The organism is Solitalea canadensis DSM 3403 (assembly GCF_000242635.2).
Classification (GTDB): Bacteria; Bacteroidota; Bacteroidia; order Sphingobacteriales; family Sphingobacteriaceae; genus Solitalea; species Solitalea canadensis.
In genome coordinates this window covers 669,516-691,527 of the sequence record NC_017770.1, presented here as the reverse complement: position 1 = coordinate 691,527, position 22,012 = coordinate 669,516, and the positions used below count along the sequence as shown (strand labels likewise).

The following is a 22,012-nucleotide window of genomic DNA, read 5'->3' as shown; positions in this document are numbered from 1 at the left end:
TTTTTTAGCGCCCAGGAGTCGTTCTATGCTGATTTTTGGTGATCAACATTTTCTAAACGATGATGGTCTTTCAGGTGGTTTTTGTAAAAATGTTTTTGTGTGATAAGGAATAAAATAATATTACCTATTGATTCTTGCGAGCGCAATGTCTCAATTGCCCTCCCCATAAGCTTGTAAGTGCCTTTTAACGTAAGGCCCATTATTTCAGCAATTTCGGGATAGGAAAATTCCTCATAATAACGGAGGTAGATTACCTCACGTTGTCTATCTGTAAGTTTTTGAAGAGCCTGACCGATTTTTTTTCGTAAACCGGTCATCTGTTCATCTGCAATAAAATTACTTTCCGGACTATCGTTCAATTCAATATTAAAATCATTCAATTGATTTCCATCACCAACAAATATATTTTTTGATGCTTTTGAGTGATTAAATAAGTGACCTCTGAAAGATTTGAACAGATAATTTTTGATTGAAGCCGGGTCTGACAGTCGTTCTCTGCTAGTCCATAATTTCAGAAATAGATCATGAATCAGATCGGTAACCAGATGAGTATTCCGGATATATTTATAACCATAATTGTACAAAATCGGGTAATAAGCCGAATAAATGCGCTCATACGCCTTCTGATCACCTTTTTTAAAGGCAACCCACAACTGCGCTTCTTCATTTATTTCTTTACCGGAATTCATTGCAACATACTGGTTCAGGAAAACAACCCTGCTTTTTATAGTTCAGGGTACTTGAGAGGAACAAATCTATAATATTTCCTTTTTAATTGTTGCAAAACAAAAAGCCCTGAAATGTAAGGTATACAATCAGACCTGACAAAGATTGTTAATTGTGTAATTTTTCAGCTAAAATGACGCATTTAACGACAATGCAATTTTTTAGTTACATAACACTTAGGCACCAAATTGTGTCAAATGGTGATCTAAATGTTTCCATGCTAAATAGCCCCATTCATCCGGAGTCATATCTCCAAAAATGGGATGCGGATTCTTTGAAATGCCCATCGGACCCTTTGCAACAAAGTGATTAATAAGCACTGCCAGTTTTTCCTTTTCCACATCAAAATCTCTTTGATCAACTACTAAAAAACTTTTATCGGTAGGTAGTCCCCTTTTCAAAGGCTTATCACTCATCAGTTGTTTTTTCACTAATCTCCCGAAAAAAATACCGATCCACCCTTTCTTTAGTTTTACCTCACCAACTGCAACCTGCATGGGTACCTGGCAGTGTGCAAGCATTTGTGCAACATCCATTTTCCCCCATTGGGCCTGACTTGATGGGGTAAGGCTATTTAGCCGATCGATAATTTCTTTGTTGACAGCAGCATTTAACAGATTTTTCATTTTACTAGCATTGAGATTAGTTTATCCCAAAATAATAAACCCAGCCAATAAATAAAATTTGTAACGGAATACGAAACCATAAATAGCTTGTTCCCTGTCCTGTTGTTGTAGCTTTTTCATAGTCGATGTGTTTTACAGCCGCATTTATATTAGCTGACAGAAGTACAATAAAAAAAATGATCAGAAGTAGTGCGGTGAGGCTGCGATAAGCAGGAATTAATAATCCAATAGCAGCAATAATTTCAATTATACCAGTTCCTAAAACCAGTTCGCGCTTGAAGGGCATAAACTCAGGTACCATTAAAGCCATTCCATCAGCAAATTTGAAGTGACCCAAAGCAGTAAACATTAGCATAACGGCCATTGCTAAATTTCCAGCAAATGTTGGATTCCAGTCAGGCCCAACAACTCGTGTACCGACTAATGCAAGACAAAAAATAGCAAGAAGTACAATTAAAGGTTTCATATAATTTAGTTTTCAATAAGCTGATTTTGGATCTTTTCAAGATTGGCTATTACATTATTCACTTTTTCACGTTGTTTTCTAATCTGACGAGGGCGAATATAAAACCAGTTAAAAGCAATCCACGCTGTTGTAATCGAATAACACAATACCGCATAAGGCCATTTCATTCTCACGGTGTATTCAATCAGGTATAGCGCAATTCCGGCAGACAGTAATATAAAGTAAATTGACATTACTTTGTTTTGAAAATCTGTTTGCCTGTTCCTAAAATCAATCATTTTTTGCAAATAATGCTGATTATCATCATCGTTAACTCCTTTTGTCTTGAAAAGCAATTGCATAATCCTGTTTTGCAAGACAATTGACATTACCATGGCAATTACCACCAAAACTACACCTAACTTGGTGGTAAGGTAATCAGGTTTGTAATAGAATAATACCCCCATTACAAAAACTATGGTTAACGCTAATAGGCTATTATTCAAAAGAATAGAAATACGGGTTTTATGTTGAAAAGATTTAGCCTGGGCAATGATCTCCTGTACGTTTGGCAAATCCTGTACTGACTGCCTATGCCACAGATTCTTTATCTCGTTGAAATTGTTCATGCTGTTGAAATTTTTTAAGAATTTTCTCCTTAATCCGGTGAATTTTCACCCTTACATTCCCTTCGGAAATACCTACGATCTCTGCTATTTGCACTTGTGGCAATTCTTCTAGTTCTAGCGAAATGATCAATCTGTCGGTTTCTTCCAGTTCAGAAATACATTTATAAAGGAATTTTTCCTGTTCAGAATTATCTTCAGATGTGTTCTCCGTTAACTCTAATGGAAGTTCCGTTTTCTCCATTTTCTTTTCCCGTTCTATCTGAATCAAACAGTTATTGGATGCAATTCTGAAAATCCAAGTATCAACAGATGACTCATTCCTGAATTTTGGAAGATTTTGCCACACGGCTATAAATGTTTCCTGTGTAATATCTTTTGCCCAGTTATTATCATTCACATATCCCATACACAACCTAAAAACCCTGGGTGAAAACGTTTGATAAATTTCTTCAAAGGTCATTTAATGTGCTATTTTATGAAAGCAGATAGTTGTTTAAGGTACCATTCTTTATCATCAAACATAATAAAATGTAGGCCTTTATTAGCATACAGCAGGTGCGCTCCTTTAAGTTGTGCAAACTGAGCTGTCATTGCTCCTTCAAATTGCTTAAATGGAGCTTCTAATAGCACTAATGACGGGCATTGAATGCCTGCTATTTCAGCACGCAGGTCAATATTAGACATATCGCAAAACAATTTACCTACTGTTCTGTGATCAGATTGTAAGGTCCAGTTTACCACTGTTTCAAACTTACTGATATCTATCATAAGACGTTTTATACCTGCATTTTGTGCTTTTTTAAACGCTTCATCACTCATTCCTGTAAATTGGTTAATCGACTGGTTGCAATCCGGACTATCATTGCTTTTAAAAGCCGGATTAAAAACGGCAGGCAGGCAAGGCAGTCCGTCTACAATTACAATTTTACTCACTTGCTCAGGATGTTTTGCTGCTAGCATCATTGCCATAACTGCCCCCATACTATGACCCATAACGATTGGAAGGTTAATTTTTTCAGTTTTGATGAAAGCCGAAATATCTTCTACCCATTGCTTTAATGATGGATTTTCCTGCGCTTTTGTACCTGCAAACCCAGGCATTGTTAATTTATAACACTTAAAATCCGGACTGAATGTTTCAATGGTTTCATCCCAAACATCTCCGGAAGATGCAAATCCGGGAATGAATAGAATTGTATGTTTTCCTTTTCCTGTAACCTTAACTTCAAAAGGTTGGTTAGTTGCAGCAAATACGTTAATATATAATAATATGAAGGCAAACAATACGATTAAAAATGTGATCTTTTTCATTGTAGTATCTTTTTAAAATTTCCCTTTAGATACAACAAGCTTCAAAATGTTACAGCTTTTTTGGTTTACTTTTAACAAATAAGAATTAAACTCTACAAAACCTGATTTACAGTAAATTAAAATCATTTTTAATTTTGAAGTAGTGCTATATTTTTCACATATTCATCTAAGCTCAAAAACATCTGTTTACTCTCCTTATTGTTTTGTTCCTAAAAATTAATAGCTAATCGCAAATGAAAAAACTCTTCCTTTTTTTCCTGTTATGTTCGTTTTCTATCTTTTCATTCGGACAAACACAAAATATTGATACACTGATAAACAGAGGTATCAGAATGCATGATAATGGTGATTATACAGGTGCTTTAAAAAGTTATGGGGAAGCACTGAAAATTGATAGTAAATCAACAGCGGTTCTTTATGAAATTGCATACACCTATCATGCTATAAAAGATTACGATAAAACAATTTCTTACTGTAACAAAGTATTGGAGTTACCTTTTTCTGAAGATACAGACGATGCTTATCTATTAATCGGAAATTCGCTTGATTTAGCCGACAAACCCAAAGAAGCTGTAGAAATCTATAAAAAAGCCTTGACGAAGGTTAAGCCCACCTACTTGCTTTATTATAATCTGGCAGTTACCTACTACGGAATGGAACAATATGAGAATACGGAAGTTGAACTACAAAATGCATTAAAGTTAAATCCGCAACATGCCAGTAGTCATCTGTTACTAAGCAAAGCAATGGAAAAGAAAGGAAACCGGGTTAAGACACTATTAGCTTTATACAACTTTTTACTTTTGGAGCCAACCAGTGAACGGGCAGTAAATGCTTTTGTACGACTGGAGACTTTACGAAAAGAAGGTGTAAAGAAGGAATCAGAGAAAAATATAACAATTACCCTTAGCAATAGTAATGATGAGTTTTCCGCTGCAGAATTGATGTTATCAATGTCGCAGGCAAGTAACCTCGCAGAAATAAATAAAGGAAAAACAGCTGGTCAGCTATTTTTTGAAAATACGAAATCATTTTTTGCAACATTGAGTGAATTAAAAAAGGAACAATCGAACTTTTGGTGGAATTTTTACGTTGATTTCTTTTCCGATATGCAAAAGAAAAATCATACAGAAACCTTTTGCTATTTCATTAGTCTGGCAAATGAAGATGCTAACTCAACAACCGATAGCGAAGCAAAAGTGTGGCTTACCAGTCACGACCAAAGTATAACAGATTTTGACAACTGGTACGAAAAAGTTGTCCGTCAATTTTAATCAAACAAAAAAGGAGGTTTAAACCTCCTTTTTTATTACTGCTTGTTTATCTCATTATCGTATGCCGCCTTGGCAATTTTGGCAATGGTTTCTTCCATTATACCAGTACTTGCCTTAGAATTTGCCACAAATACAGTGATCGCTAAATGATGCTTATTAGGTAATACAATAATCCCCACGTCATTAATTGCTCCAGTAACGCCCTCTTTATTAGTGTCCGAAGTTCCGGTTTTGTGCGCCACAACAGTTCCTTCTGGCAGTAATGCTTTAATTCTTTTTGCTCCGGTTGGTGAATCAACCATCATGTCCCAAAGCAGCTGCTTACTCTTTTCTGATAATTTATCATCTTTATGAAATGTGCTTAACAACTGTTGCATTGCCACGGGTGTGCACCAATTGGTAAACTGTACGTCCCAGGCTGTGTGCATTTCTTCTTCAGTTGCTGCAATTGCAATTTCCTTAACACCAATTCCATGGATATACTTTTCAACTTTCTTCGGTCCGCCTAACAGCCTGAACAATATATCACAACCATTATTATCACTTTCGGAAACGGTGGCCTTCAACACTTCCATCAATGTAACATCAGCATTAGCATTAGGGTATTTTTCTCTCAATGGACTCCAGGTATTTGGTAAAAGATCCCTTTTAGTTAAATGCAATTTTTGATCAATCGTTAACTTTCCGGCATCTACCTGACTTAACACGGCCATTGCTAACGGGAACTTATAAACGCTCTGCATTGGAAAATGCATCGTTTCATTATACAAGAATGTATCCCCCGCCTCTAAATTTAACAATGCCACCCCTACATCTCCTTTAGCTTCTTTAGCAATTTGGTCAATTTGATCTTTAAAAGTCAGTTGTTGTGCTGATAAACTATTAAAAACGAAGGAAATAATGAATGTAATCAGGATTTTATTAAGCTTACTATTTTTCATGAATAACAGATATGTGAATAATTAAAAATAGATATAGAAATGTTAACTCCCAATAAAATGGCGTCTATTTTTCTAACAATTAATTATGCAAGGGCTATAAATGAAAAAGGTTAGATGAGCTATCACCTAACCTTTTTCATTATTCTCTTATCGTATCTTTATTCTTTAGCGCTAATTGAGCAATCTCGTCTTTCCGTTTAAAAACAACTCCTTTTTGTTTTGTTGCATATTCAAAGAATTGTCGGGCTGCATCAACCATTTGTGGTGTACCTCCAATCCGGTCATGAAAGCTAATTGACATCATCCTTCTTTTGGTGAACGACTCACTATATAGTTGATCAAACTCCATCTTGAGTTGCACAAGAAATTGATCGGCTGAAAATTGTCGACCTTCGATGAGCATGATATCATTGCATCGAAGTGTGTAAGGAACAACTGCAAAATCTTTATTATTCACCTTAATGATAAACGGTTCATCTCTGCTTAAATCATCAATGTGATACGTAAAACCTAATTCTTGCAAGATTTTCAATGTGTTTTCTCCCCGGCGTAACCAATTAGCATTATAACCTACAGGTCTTATTCCGGTAACCTTTTTTACAGCCTCTACCCCATCGGATATAAATTTCTTTTCATCCTCATAAGGTAAATTATACTGTGAAGACCAATTCATACCGTGTGCGGCAGCTTCATGTCCGCGCTGAACAATTTCTTTTGCCAATGCAGGATTCTTCAACACAGCCGACCCAACCATGTGTGACGTTACCTTGATGTTGAACTTATCCCATAGCTCCAACATTCGAGGAATTCCTTCTTTATATCCGTATTCATACCAGGTTTGAGCCGGTAAGTCGTTAAATCCTTTAATCATTGTTGGTGGAAACGGACTTTCCGCATCAATTGGTTGTCCGCCAGCCTCAAACTGCATCGAAACTGAAATCATTAACCTGGAACCATCTGGCCAATATGTATTTTCATTATTCATAGCATTAACATTTTTACTCCTTATTCCTGAAATTATGGAAGCAGGTTGAACCAAACTAACCAAGCCAACCATACTGCTTTGTTTTATAAAGTCGCGGCGTGTTGTCATTCTAATTTAGTAATTGAATTACTTACCTGTTAAAAGCGATTTAATAGTCAATTGGTTGTGATTAATAAAAAGTAAAAGCATGGCAAAAAAAGCTGCATGCATTAATTGTGAAGGAACAGCGCCCCATTCTTCTATCGTGCAAGAGCCAAAAACAAGGAAAATCATTACTATGATTCCGGCAATCAGCGTTTGTTGGGTAAACAATCCAAGAATTAAAAACAGCCCGATACTGAATTCAGCGATTGGTAAAATATAGCTAAAGGGAAGCACTAAGACTTTGGGTAGCATGGATTTTTCAAAAGTTCCAACCATCCATTGACTGAAGCCATGTAATTTGGGCAGCCTTACTAAACCGTGTCCAAACATACTTGCTCCTACTGCTATTCGAAGCAAAAGATAAGCAACTATTGTGTTATTCATATTGTGATTATTTTTTGTAAAGGTAGTTCTGTCGTCTCCCAATAACTTGTACATTTTCATTAAAAAATGGTATTTTGGCAAGAATGAAAAGATACATTCAACATGAATTTTTAAAGATTTCTCATTTTGAGGCAACAAAATGGGAACATCCGATTCATAATCATAATCATTTCGAAATCATCTTCATACACGCAGGAAAGGGAGTTCATTATCTTTCAGGCAACGAGCAACCTTATTCAGAGCATTCATTGTTTCTGTTAAGACCTTCTGATTATCACTCTTTTGACATTCATGAAAAGACTTTATTTACTTTTTTAAAGTTCAATAATGTATACTTAAGTGGAATTGGAAATATACAAGTTCAAACTAATTGGAATCAGCACATGGATGAGCTCTTAATGCTCAACTCACTTATGGATGCCCCAATATTGCGAAATGAGGAAGACGCGAAGAAAACCGATGGTTTATTAAGACTGATTGCAGACGAATGGAAAGAGACGAGGAACGAAACGAATGAAACCATATTTTTTCTTATTCAGGCTACATTATCAATAATAAAAAGGAATATCAGCAGTTTACGAACGAATGGTGCAATTAACGATCGAATAACTGCAATTATCAATTACATTCACAAAAACATCTACCATCTTGAAATGACCCAGGCAGATCATTTAGGCGATGTATTTGGACTATCAAAGCATTATTTGGGGATCTACTTTAAAGAAAAAACTGGCATCAATCTTCGTGATTATATAAACAATTACAAATTGAATCTAATAACCAATCGCCTAAAGTATAGTTCATTTTCAATTAAAGATATCTGCAATGAGTTGGGATTTTCCGATCTCAGTCATTTCAATAAATTCTTTAAAACTCACACAGGCATAAATCCCTCACAATACCGTAAAGAACTGATCCTATAAAGAAAATTAATTAAGATGCTGATTTCTAGGTTGAGTTTTAGGAACCAAAGAACCTGAAGCAAAAATTAGCACCTGTATTATTAAACCAATGATAATTAGAATAGCCAACTCAAGTTTGGTCAAAAGAGTTGACTCGGAGATTATCTTTTGAGAACCTTCCATTAACTTTTTACCTTCGGCGGTTTGAATAGTTGAAAGCTGGTTTAAGTTGCTCAGTGCAACGGTAAATTGTTGATCAATCAATTGTTTGGTTGTGCTGCTGGCCTTACTGAGGTAATCCGTTTCCAATGCCATCAGATCATGTAAGTTCTTTTTAAATTCCTTGAAATAATTGGATTCTATTTCCGTAAGCTTGGTTTCATCATACTTGGTTATAATATCATTAATTTCTTTATTATGACGATCCAGCGACTGTTTTACACCACCATCCATATTTTGATTGGTTGCTAATAATAACTTCTTCTGGTATAAATGATCTGAAAAATGATAGATATAACTTTCAGCCATCAAACGATCTTTGTAAACGGCCGAAAAAGAATCTCCTAACTCTAAAACATTATTACGATCAATAATATTTTTGGCAAGTACAATAACGAAAACCAAAACCAAAAGCGCAGCCGCTTTCGTTTTTTGTGTAACGGAATAACCCCACTTCATAAAGTCAATTCATTGGTCAACCCGCAAAATAATTAAAATAATTATTGATAGCTAACGTAAAACAGGATTGTTATCAATTATTGAGAACGGACATATGCTTATACTACCGTAGTAACTGAACGTACATTTATAATAGAACCTTCTGCAAGAAAAACTGACGTCGGAGTAGCTTTGTTTAAAAAACTAAAACGTTCATCATAAATACTCGCGAAATCCACATCTATTTCGTAGCTATTAATGAGGTATGTTTTCCATCGTGGATGTTCAACTTCATATTCAGATGTTTTCTTGTCATTTAGTTTGGTGTAACCCCAATAATGTTCAGTTATAAACTCCGCTTCGCTTCCTTGCAAAATCGGCATGGGTTTATTAGCCGCAGAAACCGATAGCTGATTCCATTTATCATTCCAATTCCACTGGTAGGAAACAAAAAGGCTATTTTCGGTAGTCTTCCACTCATGCTTCATTGGCATTGTATCGTAGTTCTCTTTATAAAGTGTATTAGCAACAAATGCCAAGGCCGGTTTTGGAACAATTTCTTTAATAAAAACCACTCCCCTCTTCCATTCATTATTAGATTTAAAACGAACATAAAACCTAAGGTTTACTTCTTCAAAATTAGAATGAAAAGGAATTTTAACTCCTTTTAATTTAGTATTAAGAAACCTAAACCCAACAAGGCTTAAATAACACTGATTATTAAAACAATCCAACTCTGTTTTATAAGGTAGGTAAGGCAACAATAGAGAAGGATCAACTACATAATTAGCCATTACCAGTTTGCGCCACTCTGCAGATAAAAAAATAGAATTCATGTGAAGGGTTGTTAGTTTAATGATGAGGCTAAAATAGTAGAGATTTCAAAAGCTTTATTAAATACCATAAAGTGCCCGCCTCCATCAATGACATAATTTACACCAATTGTGGGCATTGGCAAAATTTTGTCATTATTCCCATGGATATGAATAATCTCATAAGCAGCCCTATCCATTTTCAATAAAAGCACTTGAGCTATCGCCCATTTCATAAAATTTGGATCACAGTCGTTGATGATTTCTTTGAATAATTGCTTTTCGCCTTTATTACTCAATCCAAATAACCAATGAATAATTGTATTGGACGATTTAAAAAATGACAACGGAATGAATCGCAACAGCTTTACAGTGCCCTTAATTTTATAAAACCACGGAATCTGACCAGAGTTCGAAACACTTGAAATAATGATCGTTTTTACCGGTTGAAGAAAATCCAACATTTCTACCACGATCATTCCTCCAAAAGATAATCCGATCAAACAGAATGGCTCACTTATATTAATCTGAGTTGATAATCTCAAGGCATAAGATGATATAGATTCATCACATTTTGGTTCTATCCATTCAACATGGTGGATGCGATAATTAGCAGGAAATGTCACTCGCTGAAATGCACGTTTATCGGCTCCTAAGCCACTTACAAGGTATATGTTCACAACGTTATTAAAAACAGATTAAATGTATTGCACAAATGACTTAATCGCATTTCAATTAGTACACATAGAAAATCCAATATGAGCCTACAAACCTGATATTACTATCCAATCAATTTCATAAGGTAATATCTGATTTTTTATGAAAAGACAGAAGCACTTTCAATGTGAAAGAGCTTCTATCATAATAAATTAAAATCCGGCTTTAATATAGGCCCATCCTTCGTACTGCCGCGTCACTAAATGGGCTACAGTAGCAGGAATTACCTTAATATCATCAATTAATTGCTCAGTCGTAATTCTTAAACCGTTCAATGTATTATTACAGATTAAGAAAGTTACATCCTTTCGGTTTAATTCTTGAATTACGTCTGCAAATACAGATCCCTTGTAAACAAAGTCAATTCCAGGACCATTGATTGCGACTTCAATAATTACATTATTCAAAGCATTTAGGAGATTATGAAGCTGCTGTATCAGTACCTTATGCACTGCACTATCATTGCTCGATAATTGAAAAACCACTTTATATTGACCAGTCTCTTGCATGGTTAATTGATTTTTGAGGTCCATATTATTCCACTTATGTCAGTGAGCTCAAGAATCAGATCGTCAGTATTTAGCGATTGCAGAAATACAGGTTCAATAAAGTGTAAGGTTGCCTTTGCACCCAACGGAACAACTATACTCAGTTTACCTGGTTTTACTTTAGCTACGTAATAATTTTTTATATCACTTTTACTCATCGAGGCCAGTTCATTTGCTGCACGTTCCATCAAAATATTTCCTTGCTTATCCTTCAAGGTTATTTTAATTAAGAATGAGCCGTAAACATCTGCACCTTCATTTCTAAAAATGGTAAAACTTAACTTCCCATTTTCAATCTGTGCACCAGAAATGTGGATATTGGGTTTTACCGAAAGATTATGAAGTTTACCCCACACACCACCATGAAAATACTGATTGGTAAATAAAGTTAAAGCAGTGATAAAGACGGTACCTCCTATCACTATTTTCTTCAATATTTTTTCTGAGAAACTGAATTCTCCTGAACTTAACCAATTCATCAGTTTGCTGCTTCCTATTTTCTGTTGAAGAACTGTATCCACAGAATAAGCCCCACCTCCCGATAGGAAAACAGTAAACCCTGCAGCCACGCCTAACACTCCTATTTGCCATTCGTCAAGACATGTTGTACCCAACCATCCTGCTCCCAGCAATATACCCATAGCAAGGCTAAAAACTCCTATGCTCATTAATCTGGTAAAGAGTCCCAGCATAAATAACAATCCAACAACACCCTCTATAATTGTAAACACGAGCATCGCCCACCATAACCAATCGGGATGTGTAACAAGGAACTCTATCTGAGGTTTTATTAATAATGCGTTTGGTAGAAAATGGTTGAACTTTTCTCCAATATATCCAGGAGCATCCGGATCCAACTTGTTTTCAAGAATTAACCTGCGCCAGAATGCGGAAAAGTAAGTCCACCCGGTAACTACTCTTAATGCTAATGTAATTGAGCCATATTGGCTAGCTGAAATTTTATTGTTATGAAAATGATTTACCATTGATTTTAATAATAAGCAGGCCATCCACAAACAAGCGGTTGCCTCATAAACGATAGTTCTGATAAAAGCTTAATAATTGCTGAATTGAAAGCTCAGCTCAATGAAAAATCAAATTAGTAGTTTTCGGTAGAGAAGAAATAAAGGTAGTTGATTAAGTAATGGTGATGTTTGATGCGGGAATAACTGTCTGCTACCATCAACGAAAAGAATGGCAAAGAACAATATTGCTACTGTTAATATTCCAGATAATAATTGTGTGGGGGCCTTTTGATCGTTAAGCTCCCATTCGACAGAGCCGGAGTACTCATTAATCTGACAATTGTCTGTTGACAAACTCTTCTCTATTGTTTGTCCCAACACAACTGGAATGCCCAACTCAAACTTGATAGCCTTACGAACATGGCATGAAATAAAAACAGCTAAAAACAACGAAAAGCTTATTAACATAAACTTCCGAAGCAACAAAGCATAAGCTGTCTTTTTTTTCGTCATATCTGCTAAAATAAAACTTTCATTTCAGCATATCGCAATACCTCCAAAACGTTACTTACAGAAAAATGAAAATTTAAAGTATTCTGAAATATTAACTAAAAATGAGACTAAGAGTAAGTAGCTGATTTCTAATAGCTAAGTTGCCAATGTAAAAAACAAAAGCGTCCTATTCCGTTAACCGGAACAGGACGCTTTAAACATCTTTATTCAAACTAATTTCTTAGCTTACTGAATACCTAATTTCTTTTTTACTAAAGGTAAAATGTTGTCACCATCAGGGAATTGAATCAACACACCTTTGCTTGAATCGAAAACGTAAGCAATGTTGTTTTCTTTAGCTACAGCTTTAACCGCATCTTCAGCTTTTTTCAATACCGGAGCATAAACTTCTTCTTGTTTTTTACCAATATCTTGCTGAGCTTTTTGCTGGAACTCACCGATACGTTTTTCTAAATCTTGAATTTCTTTAACCTTTGCTTCTTTAATAGCATCAGTCATAGTTTTTTCTTTTGACTGGTAATCAGCAATTTTAGTTTGGTACTCAGTGGTCATAGTTTTCATCTGACCATCCAACGTAGTAGCAAAGTCCTGAACTGCTTTATCAGCAACTTTAATGTCAGGCATAGCAGCAATTAACTCATTTACGTTAATATGGCCAAATTTGGTTTGGGCGTTAGCATTACCCGCAAAAATCAACAGCACTACTGCCGCAACTAAAACTTTAATTGTTTTCATTTTTAATTTTCAGTTTTCTATAAAATGTTCTCTTGGTTATTATTTTACTTAGCAAACTCACCTGGCTTTAAACCAAGCTTTGCCAGTACATCGTTACTTTTATCGAAACGAGGGCTCGAATATAGCATTCCGTTTGACTTATCAAAAATAATTGCGTACATACCTTCTTCAGCAATTTGCTCAATTGCCTTATAAACCTTATCCTGAATAGGTTTCACCAATGATTTTTGTTTCGAAAATAATTCACCCTCAGGTCCAAATTTAGCTTTTTGCAAATCTTTGGCATCCTTTTCTTGCTTCACTATTTCCTCTTCACGTTTCTTGCGCATAGCATCTGTCAACAACATTTGCTCTGACTGGTAAGCTTTATACAATGCATCAACCTCATCAAACTTCTGATCTATTTCTTTCTGCCATTGTTCAGATAAAGAGTTGATTTGCTTCTGAGCTGCGCTGTACTCAGGCATATGCTTCAATACATATTCAGTATCTACATAACCAATTTTTTGTGCATGGGCTGCAAATACACCAAAACTTACAATTAAAACTATTGTTAAGAGTAATCTTTTCATTTTACTAATTATTAAAATCCGGCACCTAACTGCTGTGCAATTGAGAAGTGGAATTGCCCTTTATTAGCTTTACCACCACCAGGGATCGGAGGAACCGAATCAAATCCATAACCATAGTCAAGACCCAACATACCAAAGATTGGTAAGAAGATACGAACACCGGCACCCACAGATCTTTTAACATTAAACGGCTGAAACGTTCTAAAGTTATCCCAAGTATTACCTGCTTCAGCAAATGCTAATGCAAAAATAGTAGCCTGCTGGTTTAAGGTAATTGGATGGCGAAGTTCTAATAAGTAACGAGCATAGATCGGACTACCATTATAATAGCTTGAAGATGAACTCCCAACCGGAGTAACTGAGTTATCAGCGTAACCACGCAATGGAATAACCTCTACCCCTTGAATATAATCGTAACCTTGTAATCCACTACCTCCCACTTTCCAACGATCAAACTGTGTTGTACCAATGTCTTTATTGTAATAACCTAAGAATCCTAAGTGCATTCCCATGTGGAACACTAGTTTACTTGATGCAGAAGCTTTGGTGTACCATCCAGCATCGAACTTCCAACGGTGAAACTCTGTGAACTTATATTTCTCCTGAGGAGACATATTAGGATCAGCATAGTTCTTTCCATTTATTAGTGAATATGGAGGAGTTAACTCAACACTTAACTGAATATTAGATCCTGAAGTAGGATAAATAGGAGCGTCAATAGAGTTACGTCCTAATGTTTCTGTTAAACTAAAAGTATAAGAAGTACCGGTACTAAACTGCGTAAAATATGGATAGTTAGTAAAGTTATATCGGTTAAAAGCTAATGAGGTATTTAAGGTAAAATAGTCATCAGGCCATCTTAAGCGTTGTCCTAATCCTAATGTAACCCCTGTTAACTGCAATGCCTGATAACTTGAACTTGATTTACTTGCACCTGTCACATTTTGATTGGTGTGAGTAAATGACAAGCTAAAGTATCTTGGTTTATCTCCTCCTAACCATGGCTCAGAAAATGAGAAACTGTAGGCCTGATAATATTTACCATTTGATTGAACACGAAGTGATAATTTTTGTCCATCACCTGCTGGTAAAATACCACCCCAATCGCTTGTAAATAATTTACGTAGGGAGAAGTTATTGAACGTTAAGCCCAAGGTACCAATGATACGGCCACCACCAAAGCCACCAGAAAGTTCTAACTGGTCAGAAGGTTTTTCTGTAACATTGAAGGCAAGGTCTACTGTTCCGTCCTGAGGATTAGGTTTTACATCAGGAGTAGTCTTTTGTTCATCAAAATAACCTAACTGATTTAACTCACGAATGGTACGGATCAATAATGATTTATTGAATTTATCACCCGGTTTTGTCCTAATTTCACGCAAAACAACTTTATCGTTTGTACGGTCGTTACCGTTTACAACAACTTTATTGATTGTTGCTTGTTCTCCTTCATAAATCTGCATTTCAAGGTTAATGGTATCACCTTTAACACTGGTTTGAACCGGATTTACACTAAAGAACAAATAACCATTGTTCATGTATAATGATGAAACGTCGTCTTCAGAAGGACTGTTACGTAAACGTTTCTCCATTTTTTCTTCGTCGTAAACATCACCTTTTTTGATAGCTAATATCTGGCTTAGTTGCTCCGACTTATAAATAGCATTTCCAGCCCACTTAACATCTCCGAAGTAGTATTTATGTCCCTCTGAGATTTTCATGGTAATATCTAATGAATTAAGATCGTGACGATACACAGTATCCATTGTAATACTAGCATCACGGTAACCTCGTTCATTATATTTTTTAACGATAGTTGCCTTATCTTCATCATACTTAGACTCAAGGTATTTTTTTGAACCAAAGATCTTATAGAACTTACGTTCTTTGGTACCTTTCATAAATTTCTTGATCTTCGCATCAGAAATAGCTGTATTGCCTTCAACAGTAATACTATTTACTTTTACCTTCGAGTGCTTATTTACAGTTAAAACCAATGCGGTTCTGCCAGAAGCTGAATCAGGGCGTTGTGTAGCAAATACTTCTGTATTATAATACCCTTTTTCTACAAAGTATTTCTTTACGATCAATGATGTCGACTGAATAAGATTGTCGTTTACTACTTTTCCTGTAGCATCCTTCAATTTTTTCTCATTCAGATCATCTACTTCCGATTTTTTTAATCCACGGAAAATTACTTTTGATAAACGCGGTCGCTCCAACAGATAAAGATCAAGGAAAATAGAATCCTGACGAATATCAGTGATGTTGATCTGCACATCATCAAATAAGCCCTGCGCCCACAAATCTTTAATTGACGCAGCCATTTTATCACCAGGAACTTTTATTCTATCTCCAACTTTTAATTTAGAAATAGTGATAAGCACATCTTTATCTAATGACTGCGTACCGCTAACGGTAATGCCGCCAATAATGTATTCCTTAGGTGCATTCGGATCAACTTGGGGCCTTGCTTGCGGTTTATAAATAATTTGGGCATTGGTTAAGTTGAACAGCAATAGAGTTAAAAACGCTGTTAATAAGGTCCTCTTCATTCAGTCAGTTCGAATCGATATTAGATAACTTGTTCACTTGTTTTGCCGAAACGTCGTTCACGGCTTTGATAATTTACTATAGCTTCATACAGATGCTCCCTCCTGAAATCAGGCCAGAATATATCTGTAAAATATAACTCAGAATATGCAATTTGCCATAACATAAAGTTACTGATACGATATTCACCACTGGTGCGGATCAATAATTCAGGGTCAGGTATTCCTGCCGTACATAATAATGAAGAAACTATGTCTTCATTTACATCTGCGGCACTCATTTCTTTGTTTTCAATCTTGGCAGCAAGCTGTTTTGCCATTTGAGTTAACTCCCAACGGGCACTGTAACTTAATGCAAGATTTAATGTTAAACGCTTATTAGTGCTAGTTTTGTCTATCGCCTCCATTAATTCTTTGTAACATCTTGAAGGCAAAGACTTTAAATCACCAAAAGCATTCAAACGAACACCGTTTTCCATCAATGTTTTGGTCTCTTTGTTAATTGTAGATACCAATAATTCCATTAATGCTGTTACTTCAAAAGCTGGGCGATTCCAGTTTTCAGTAGAAAAAGCATAAAGAGTAAGGTATTCTACTCCTAACTCTGTTGCAGCTTCAACTGTATCGCGCACCGCCTTTACGCCGTTTTGGTGTCCAAAAACGCGTAGTTTTCCTTTCTCTTTTGCCCACCGGCCATTGCCATCCATAATTACTGCAACGTGTCGCGGTAAGCGATCCATATCGATCTTTTCCTTAAAACTCATTTTTACCCTACTATGCTAAAAAGTTGGACAGCGCGAAGATACAAAACTAAATGTAATGCCAACAACGGCAAACATATACATATCTTTTTTCAATAGATCTCCTCGCTGATTGCCTGGTAAGTTTGATGCATATCCTGCTTCTGCTGATCTGTCGGCGTATGTTCTTGTTAACGTAGATGGTACTGAGCTCAAATTAGCATAGTAACCACTTACATCGTCTATATAATCTGTAAAAGTGATTCTGTAGCCCAACTCACTGAATAATTTCCAGCGTTCAGTCATTTGATACTTCAGCCCAAAAGCTAAAGGAACCGAAAGTGTTGTTAGCCTATAACGTTTCTCGTAACCTTCCAATCCTTGTCCCTCAGTTCCTAATGGTTGCAAACGCTGACCATTTTCAGCCTGGGGATCAAAATTGAAAACAGATAAGCCTGCTGACAGATAAGGTGAAAATACTTCGCCTTCTTTAAACGGATTTAAACTAAAGAAATTAAATTCATATTGAACAGAAAGCTCATTAATTGGTGATTCGAAACGTAAATTCCTACGTTCCTGATCAGGAATCCCTGATGTGGCATCATTAGCCTGCACTTTACCGTGTGTTAATGTAACCTTTAAAGCATTACGTGGGTTAAAGTTTTTACGAAAAATAATTCCAAATGCAGCATCTGTAAAACGGAAATAGTTAAACTGACTTAAATCGCCTTTATAACCTGCCCCGCCAACAAATGCACCCAGCTCATATTTTTGTGCACTAGCATTAATGCTAACTATTAAAACCAAAACCGTTAAAACGGCTGTTATCTTCTTAAACATTTATTTAGTCAGGTATCTGATTTAATTTCTTGAATCCAGTCCCCACATTAACTTGTTCCTTAACGTGGTTAAATAGCTTTCATTGTAGAGGCGTATCAGATTTATAGAAAAATTTTCTTTTTTGGCTGTTAAAACCACATTTGTATCTACCGTTTCGGTCCTCGAATCAAGCGACACCAAAAACTGCGAGGCGCGTGCTTCGATCCGGAAGGTAAGTACACTACTGTCAGAGATAACGATCGGACGTACACTTAAATTATGCGGACAAATTGGAGTAATCACAAAATTTCCCGATTGTGGAAAAACAATCGGCCCGCCACAACTTAATGAATAAGCCGTAGACCCTGTAGGGGTTGAGATAATCAGTCCGTCTGCCCAATATGAATTTAAAAACTCACCATTAATATAGGTATGAATAATAATCATTGGTGAGGTATCTCTTTTATGAATCGTTATTTCGTTCAATGCATAGTTTACTTCACCAAAAATATCCGTTTCTGTTGAATCAAGATTAATAAGCACCCTGGTATCAAGCGTATATTCATCATTTACCAAAGCCGCAATTGCCAACTTGATTTCTGTTTTATTAATACTTGCCAGAAAACCTAAACGACCAAGATTTATCCCTAATACAGGTAAGCCCGAATCTCTCACCAATGCCAACGTATCCAGCAAAGTTCCATCACCACCCAAACTTAACATACATTTCACATGACCTGTTAAATCAGTATGATCAGCAAAGGTTTCTGCATTAAATGGGTTAATTTGTTTGGCTTCAATAAATTCTTTAAACTCTTTATAGATAAGTATATCTACCCCATGCTGAACCAGACTATCAATAATTTCTTGTACAAATGGTAGAGAATTGTTGCTAAACTGTCGTCCGTAAAGGGCAATTTTCATCTATTAGTTTTTTACTTTATCTACTTTAAGCAAAGTGTGATAATAATTCAGGGGTGAAAGATATAAATTTTCTTTTTAGGAAGTATTACATATTAAGATAATGCATAAATGAATCGAAACGATCCATCGTATCGTCAGATCTCGAAACATGAGAAAATGACGCCTTAACTGTATACCCAAATCGTTGGAAAGAGGCAAGAATAGATGTAAGGTCTGTTTTATTTACTTTGATCGTAAGTTCCAATTTTGTTGAATCACTAAATGTTTTAACATATGAACTCAAAACCATAGCATTGTCAGATTCGATCAAACGTGCAATTTCCGATAAAGAGAAATCACGCACGCCTAACTCCAGTATAATTATTCCTCCCGGACTTTCAATTGCAGTAATTACAGAAAAGTACTCAGCAAGTGAAGTAAGGGTGATTAATCCTGTGTATTGATTGCGATGATCTATTACAGGCACCACGGTTAATTTTTGCTCATGAATCAGCCTGATAGCATCGTATAAATGTTGATCCTCATTTACCGACTGGTAAATAATTGACAACCCTGAACTACCAATAGGTTCGTTCAAATCTGCTAATTCAGCAATATCATGATCGGAAATAAGGCCAAGGAATTCTGTTTCGTTAACTATTGGTAAATGGCTCACACGAAACTCCGCCATTCTGTCAAGTGCTTTTTGCGCCGAATCAGAAGTCTTCAATGGAGGAATGAAATCGCTGGCTAATTGAGAGGCTACCATACGGTTAACATTTAGTATATATTAAAGTAGAAAATATGCAGTTAAAATCAAAATATCAACCATAGTTAAACACTATTATTACATAAATAGTTAACTGCCTATTTTCTAACTTAAGAAAGTATTAGGCATTAACCGGATAAACCTTTTTCAAGAATTTATCCAGGTATTCATTAAATTCTTCCGGGCGTTCCATCATTGGAGCATGCCCGCATTTTTCAACCCAGTTTAGTTCTGCATTGGGTAGTAGTTTCAAAAACTCCTCCGCAACATCAGGCGGTGTAATTTTATCATCTCTACCCCAAATCAAACAAACAGGCATATTTATCTTATACAAATCTTTCTCCATATTATGGCGAATAGCTGATTTTGCCATTGCCAATATTCGGATTACGCGATTTCGGTCGTTAACTGTAGCAAATACATCATCGACTAATTCTTTACTTGCCATTATTGGATCGTAAAAAGTATACGCTACCTTTTCTTTAATGTAGTCATAACTTTCACGACGTGGGAAAGATGCTCCCATGGCATTTTCATATAAGCCTGAACTTCCGGTTAGTACTAAAGAGTGCACAAACTCGGGATGATTTAACACATAAATCAAAGCCACATGTCCGCCCAATGAATTACCCATCAGGGTAAATTTGGAAATATTCAAATGCTCAACAAACTTGTGCAGGAATTTAGACAATGTTTTAACTCCTGTGGTAAGCAAGGGCATATCATACAGGGGTAACATCGGAATAATTACTCTGTAATTGTTAGAAAAACGGTCTACCACAGGCTCCCAGTTGCTAAGCGCACCCATAAGTCCGTGTAATAAGATTAATACCTCCCCTTGCCCTTCGTCAATGTACCGGTAACCGTCCTCTTCTCGTAGCTGATAACTCATAATTATTCTAAATGTCGACCAAATATATAGCTAAAATTAAAAATGGCCGATTAAAAACAAAAAAATAACACGTGGAATAAATTCCCAGTTATTTTTTTTAAACAATAAACATCTATGTCTAAAAAAGTTACGACAATAATTTTTTTACAACAGCCGACACTATTTTACCATCAGCCTGTCCTGCCAGTTGCTTGGTGGCAGCTCCCATCACTTTTCCCATATCCTTCATTCCTGCTGCACCAGTATCGGTTATTAGCTGTTTAACCACTGCCTCAACTTCTTCTTCACTCATTTGTTTTGGAAGATAATTTTCAATCACTTCCAACTCTTCCTGCTCAATTTTAGCTAAATCCGGACGATTTTGCGTTAAGTAAATATCTGCAGATTCTTTGCGTTGTTTAGCTTGCTTTTGTAAAACCTTAATTTCGGTATCTTCAGAAAGAGTATCTGCTGCGCCTTTTTCAGTTTTTGCTACCAACAATGCAGCTTTAATTGCTCTTAATCCGCGAAGTGTAGCTTCTTCTTTTGCTAACATCGCTTTTTTTATATCTTGATCTATTTTCTCTAAAAGTGACATATTTAATCTATTAGGGGTTTAAAGATGCGAGTTACGTATTATTTCTTTGCAATACACTACTCATAATCATTAATTCACATTAATTTTTATTCCAATAAACTGTATTTGCCTGTGCAGTTGGCATAATGGTTAAATCATTAATATTTACATGCGGAGGTAATGAAGCGACATAATAAATTGTATCGGCAATATCAGCAGCTGTTAAGGGTTCGAATCCTTTATAAACGTTTTTAGCACGTTCATCATCCCCTTTAAAACGCACAAGAGAGAATTCTGTTTCAACTGCACCCGGATTTATTGCACTTACCCTTATATTATGGGGTAATAAATCAATGCGCATTGCTTTATTTAATGAATCAACTGCATGTTTTGTTGCACAGTAAACATTACCGTTTGCATAAGTTTCTTTACCGGCAATTGACCCAAGATTGATGATATGTCCGCTTTTACGTGCAATCATTAAAGGACTTACTAAACGTGTAATATGCAATAAGCCTTTAACATTAGTATCTATCATTCGGTTCCAATCATCAAAAGATCCTTCCTGAATTGGCTCAAGTCCTACCGACAAACCTGCATTATTCACTAAAATATCTATTGCTTTCCACTTTTCATCCAGACTATCAATAGCATTTTTCACTTCACTTAACTCACGAACATCAAAAACCATTGGAAGTACATTGATCTTATAGGTTTCTTTCAACTCATTGGTAAGGCTCATTAATCGGCCTTCACGTCTTCCTGTGAGTATCAGATCGTAGTTATTTTTGGCAAATACATGAGCACAGGCCTCACCAATCCCTGCGGTGGCACCTGTAATCATTACTATCTTATTCATTGGTAATAATTTTTGAGTGTAAGTTGAATAACGGAG

27 protein-coding genes are annotated in these 22,012 nt (G+C 35.9%); 2 read left to right on the top strand and 25 right to left on the bottom strand.

The window, feature by feature from the left end:
• Window positions 1–23 precede the first annotated feature (23 nt).
• From SOLCA_RS02840 to SOLCA_RS02815, 6 genes are all read right to left on the bottom strand, one after another.
• A complete protein-coding gene (locus SOLCA_RS02840) occupies window positions 24–689 on the bottom strand; it encodes an RNA polymerase sigma factor (RefSeq protein WP_014678939.1) in 666 nt (221 codons plus the stop codon).
• 213 nt (window positions 690–902) lie between these two features.
• A complete protein-coding gene (locus tag SOLCA_RS02835; protein ID WP_014678938.1) occupies window positions 903–1,352 on the bottom strand; it encodes a DUF1569 domain-containing protein in 450 nt (149 codons plus the stop codon).
• Between the two features lie 16 nt (window positions 1,353–1,368).
• Window positions 1,369–1,818: a DoxX family protein gene (locus SOLCA_RS02830; RefSeq protein ID WP_014678937.1), complete on the bottom strand. Its 450-nt coding sequence runs from the start codon at window positions 1,816–1,818 to the stop codon at window positions 1,369–1,371.
• A gap of 5 nt (window positions 1,819–1,823) precedes the next feature.
• A complete protein-coding gene (locus tag SOLCA_RS02825) occupies window positions 1,824–2,426 on the bottom strand; it encodes a hypothetical protein (RefSeq protein WP_014678936.1) in 603 nt (200 codons plus the stop codon).
• Complete coding sequence (locus SOLCA_RS02820) at window positions 2,389–2,886, bottom strand: RNA polymerase sigma factor (RefSeq protein WP_014678935.1); 498 nt, start codon at window positions 2,884–2,886, stop codon at window positions 2,389–2,391. Before SOLCA_RS02820 ends, SOLCA_RS02825 begins: the two co-directional genes overlap by 38 nt.
• An 8-nt stretch (window positions 2,887–2,894) precedes the next feature.
• Window positions 2,895–3,737 (bottom strand): alpha/beta fold hydrolase, encoded by an 843-nt coding sequence (locus SOLCA_RS02815; protein WP_014678934.1) that lies wholly within the window; start codon window positions 3,735–3,737, stop codon window positions 2,895–2,897.
• Between the two features lie 233 nt (window positions 3,738–3,970).
• Between SOLCA_RS02815 and SOLCA_RS02810 the strand changes: the two genes are divergently transcribed.
• A complete protein-coding gene (locus tag SOLCA_RS02810; RefSeq protein WP_014678933.1) occupies window positions 3,971–5,011 on the top strand; it encodes a tetratricopeptide repeat protein in 1,041 nt (346 codons plus the stop codon).
• Between the two features lie 35 nt (window positions 5,012–5,046).
• Here SOLCA_RS02810 and bla read toward each other — a convergent pair whose 3' ends face one another.
• The 3 genes from bla to SOLCA_RS02795 form a co-directional block, all read right to left on the bottom strand.
• On the bottom strand, window positions 5,047–5,952 hold the full coding sequence (gene bla / locus SOLCA_RS02805; protein WP_014678932.1) for a class A beta-lactamase, subclass A2: 906 nt from the start codon (window positions 5,950–5,952) through the stop codon (window positions 5,047–5,049).
• Between the two features lie 139 nt (window positions 5,953–6,091).
• The gene (locus SOLCA_RS02800) at window positions 6,092–7,045 is read right to left on the bottom strand and encodes a polysaccharide deacetylase family protein (protein ID WP_014678931.1); all 954 of its coding nucleotides are present in this window, start codon (window positions 7,043–7,045) and stop codon (window positions 6,092–6,094) included.
• 18 nt (window positions 7,046–7,063) lie between these two features.
• Window positions 7,064–7,465, bottom strand: coding sequence for a DoxX family protein (locus SOLCA_RS02795; protein ID WP_042480565.1), 402 nt, complete (start codon window positions 7,463–7,465; stop codon window positions 7,064–7,066).
• Between the two features lie 83 nt (window positions 7,466–7,548).
• Between SOLCA_RS02795 and SOLCA_RS02790 the strand changes: the two genes are divergently transcribed.
• Window positions 7,549–8,388 carry a helix-turn-helix domain-containing protein gene (locus tag SOLCA_RS02790; protein ID WP_014678929.1) on the top strand — a complete coding sequence of 280 codons (840 nt, stop codon included), beginning with the start codon at window positions 7,549–7,551 and terminating at the stop codon, window positions 8,386–8,388.
• A gap of 6 nt (window positions 8,389–8,394) precedes the next feature.
• On the opposite strand, the gene SOLCA_RS02785 is transcribed toward SOLCA_RS02790, so the two are convergent.
• The 16 genes from SOLCA_RS02785 to SOLCA_RS02710 form a co-directional block, all read right to left on the bottom strand.
• A complete protein-coding gene (locus SOLCA_RS02785) occupies window positions 8,395–9,045 on the bottom strand; it encodes an MCP four helix bundle domain-containing protein (protein ID WP_014678928.1) in 651 nt (216 codons plus the stop codon).
• 98 nt (window positions 9,046–9,143) lie between these two features.
• The gene (locus tag SOLCA_RS02780) at window positions 9,144–9,860 is read right to left on the bottom strand and encodes a YqjF family protein (RefSeq protein WP_014678927.1); all 717 of its coding nucleotides are present in this window, start codon (window positions 9,858–9,860) and stop codon (window positions 9,144–9,146) included.
• Window positions 9,861–9,871: 11 nt separating this feature from the next.
• Window positions 9,872–10,516: an alpha/beta hydrolase gene (locus SOLCA_RS02775; RefSeq protein ID WP_014678926.1), complete on the bottom strand. Its 645-nt coding sequence runs from the start codon at window positions 10,514–10,516 to the stop codon at window positions 9,872–9,874.
• Between the two features lie 189 nt (window positions 10,517–10,705).
• Complete coding sequence (locus SOLCA_RS02770) at window positions 10,706–11,062, bottom strand: DsrE family protein (protein WP_157604501.1); 357 nt, start codon at window positions 11,060–11,062, stop codon at window positions 10,706–10,708.
• A gap of 2 nt (window positions 11,063–11,064) precedes the next feature.
• On the bottom strand, window positions 11,065–12,087 hold the full coding sequence (locus tag SOLCA_RS02765) for a TQO small subunit DoxD (protein ID WP_014678924.1): 1,023 nt from the start codon (window positions 12,085–12,087) through the stop codon (window positions 11,065–11,067).
• A 108-nt stretch (window positions 12,088–12,195) separates the two neighbouring features.
• Window positions 12,196–12,579 (bottom strand): hypothetical protein, encoded by a 384-nt coding sequence (locus SOLCA_RS02760; RefSeq protein WP_014678923.1) that lies wholly within the window; start codon window positions 12,577–12,579, stop codon window positions 12,196–12,198.
• A 225-nt stretch (window positions 12,580–12,804) separates the two neighbouring features.
• Window positions 12,805–13,314, bottom strand: a complete 510-nt coding sequence (locus SOLCA_RS02755) for an OmpH family outer membrane protein (protein ID WP_014678922.1) — start codon at window positions 13,312–13,314, stop codon at window positions 12,805–12,807.
• Window positions 13,315–13,358: 44 nt separating this feature from the next.
• Window positions 13,359–13,886: an OmpH family outer membrane protein gene (locus SOLCA_RS02750; protein ID WP_014678921.1), complete on the bottom strand. Its 528-nt coding sequence runs from the start codon at window positions 13,884–13,886 to the stop codon at window positions 13,359–13,361.
• An 11-nt stretch (window positions 13,887–13,897) separates the two neighbouring features.
• Complete coding sequence (bamA, locus tag SOLCA_RS02745; protein ID WP_014678920.1) at window positions 13,898–16,441, bottom strand: outer membrane protein assembly factor BamA; 2,544 nt, start codon at window positions 16,439–16,441, stop codon at window positions 13,898–13,900.
• A gap of 20 nt (window positions 16,442–16,461) precedes the next feature.
• Complete coding sequence (locus tag SOLCA_RS02740) at window positions 16,462–17,202, bottom strand: isoprenyl transferase (protein WP_014678919.1); 741 nt, start codon at window positions 17,200–17,202, stop codon at window positions 16,462–16,464.
• A gap of 15 nt (window positions 17,203–17,217) precedes the next feature.
• The gene (gene porG / locus SOLCA_RS02735; RefSeq protein WP_014678918.1) at window positions 17,218–18,018 is read right to left on the bottom strand and encodes a type IX secretion system protein PorG; all 801 of its coding nucleotides are present in this window, start codon (window positions 18,016–18,018) and stop codon (window positions 17,218–17,220) included.
• A gap of 21 nt (window positions 18,019–18,039) precedes the next feature.
• Window positions 18,040–18,921: an NAD kinase gene (locus tag SOLCA_RS02730; RefSeq protein ID WP_014678917.1), complete on the bottom strand. Its 882-nt coding sequence runs from the start codon at window positions 18,919–18,921 to the stop codon at window positions 18,040–18,042.
• Window positions 18,922–19,006: 85 nt separating this feature from the next.
• The gene (locus tag SOLCA_RS02725; protein WP_014678916.1) at window positions 19,007–19,669 is read right to left on the bottom strand and encodes a CBS domain-containing protein; all 663 of its coding nucleotides are present in this window, start codon (window positions 19,667–19,669) and stop codon (window positions 19,007–19,009) included.
• 121 nt (window positions 19,670–19,790) lie between these two features.
• Entirely contained in the window at window positions 19,791–20,561 is a 771-nt protein-coding gene (locus tag SOLCA_RS02720; RefSeq protein ID WP_014678915.1) for an alpha/beta fold hydrolase, read from the bottom strand.
• A 127-nt stretch (window positions 20,562–20,688) separates the two neighbouring features.
• Window positions 20,689–21,138 carry a GatB/YqeY domain-containing protein gene (locus SOLCA_RS02715; RefSeq protein ID WP_014678914.1) on the bottom strand — a complete coding sequence of 150 codons (450 nt, stop codon included), beginning with the start codon at window positions 21,136–21,138 and terminating at the stop codon, window positions 20,689–20,691.
• 79 nt (window positions 21,139–21,217) lie between these two features.
• Window positions 21,218–21,976 (bottom strand): SDR family oxidoreductase, encoded by a 759-nt coding sequence (locus SOLCA_RS02710; protein WP_042479190.1) that lies wholly within the window; start codon window positions 21,974–21,976, stop codon window positions 21,218–21,220.
• Between the last annotated feature and the right edge of the window lie 36 nt (window positions 21,977–22,012).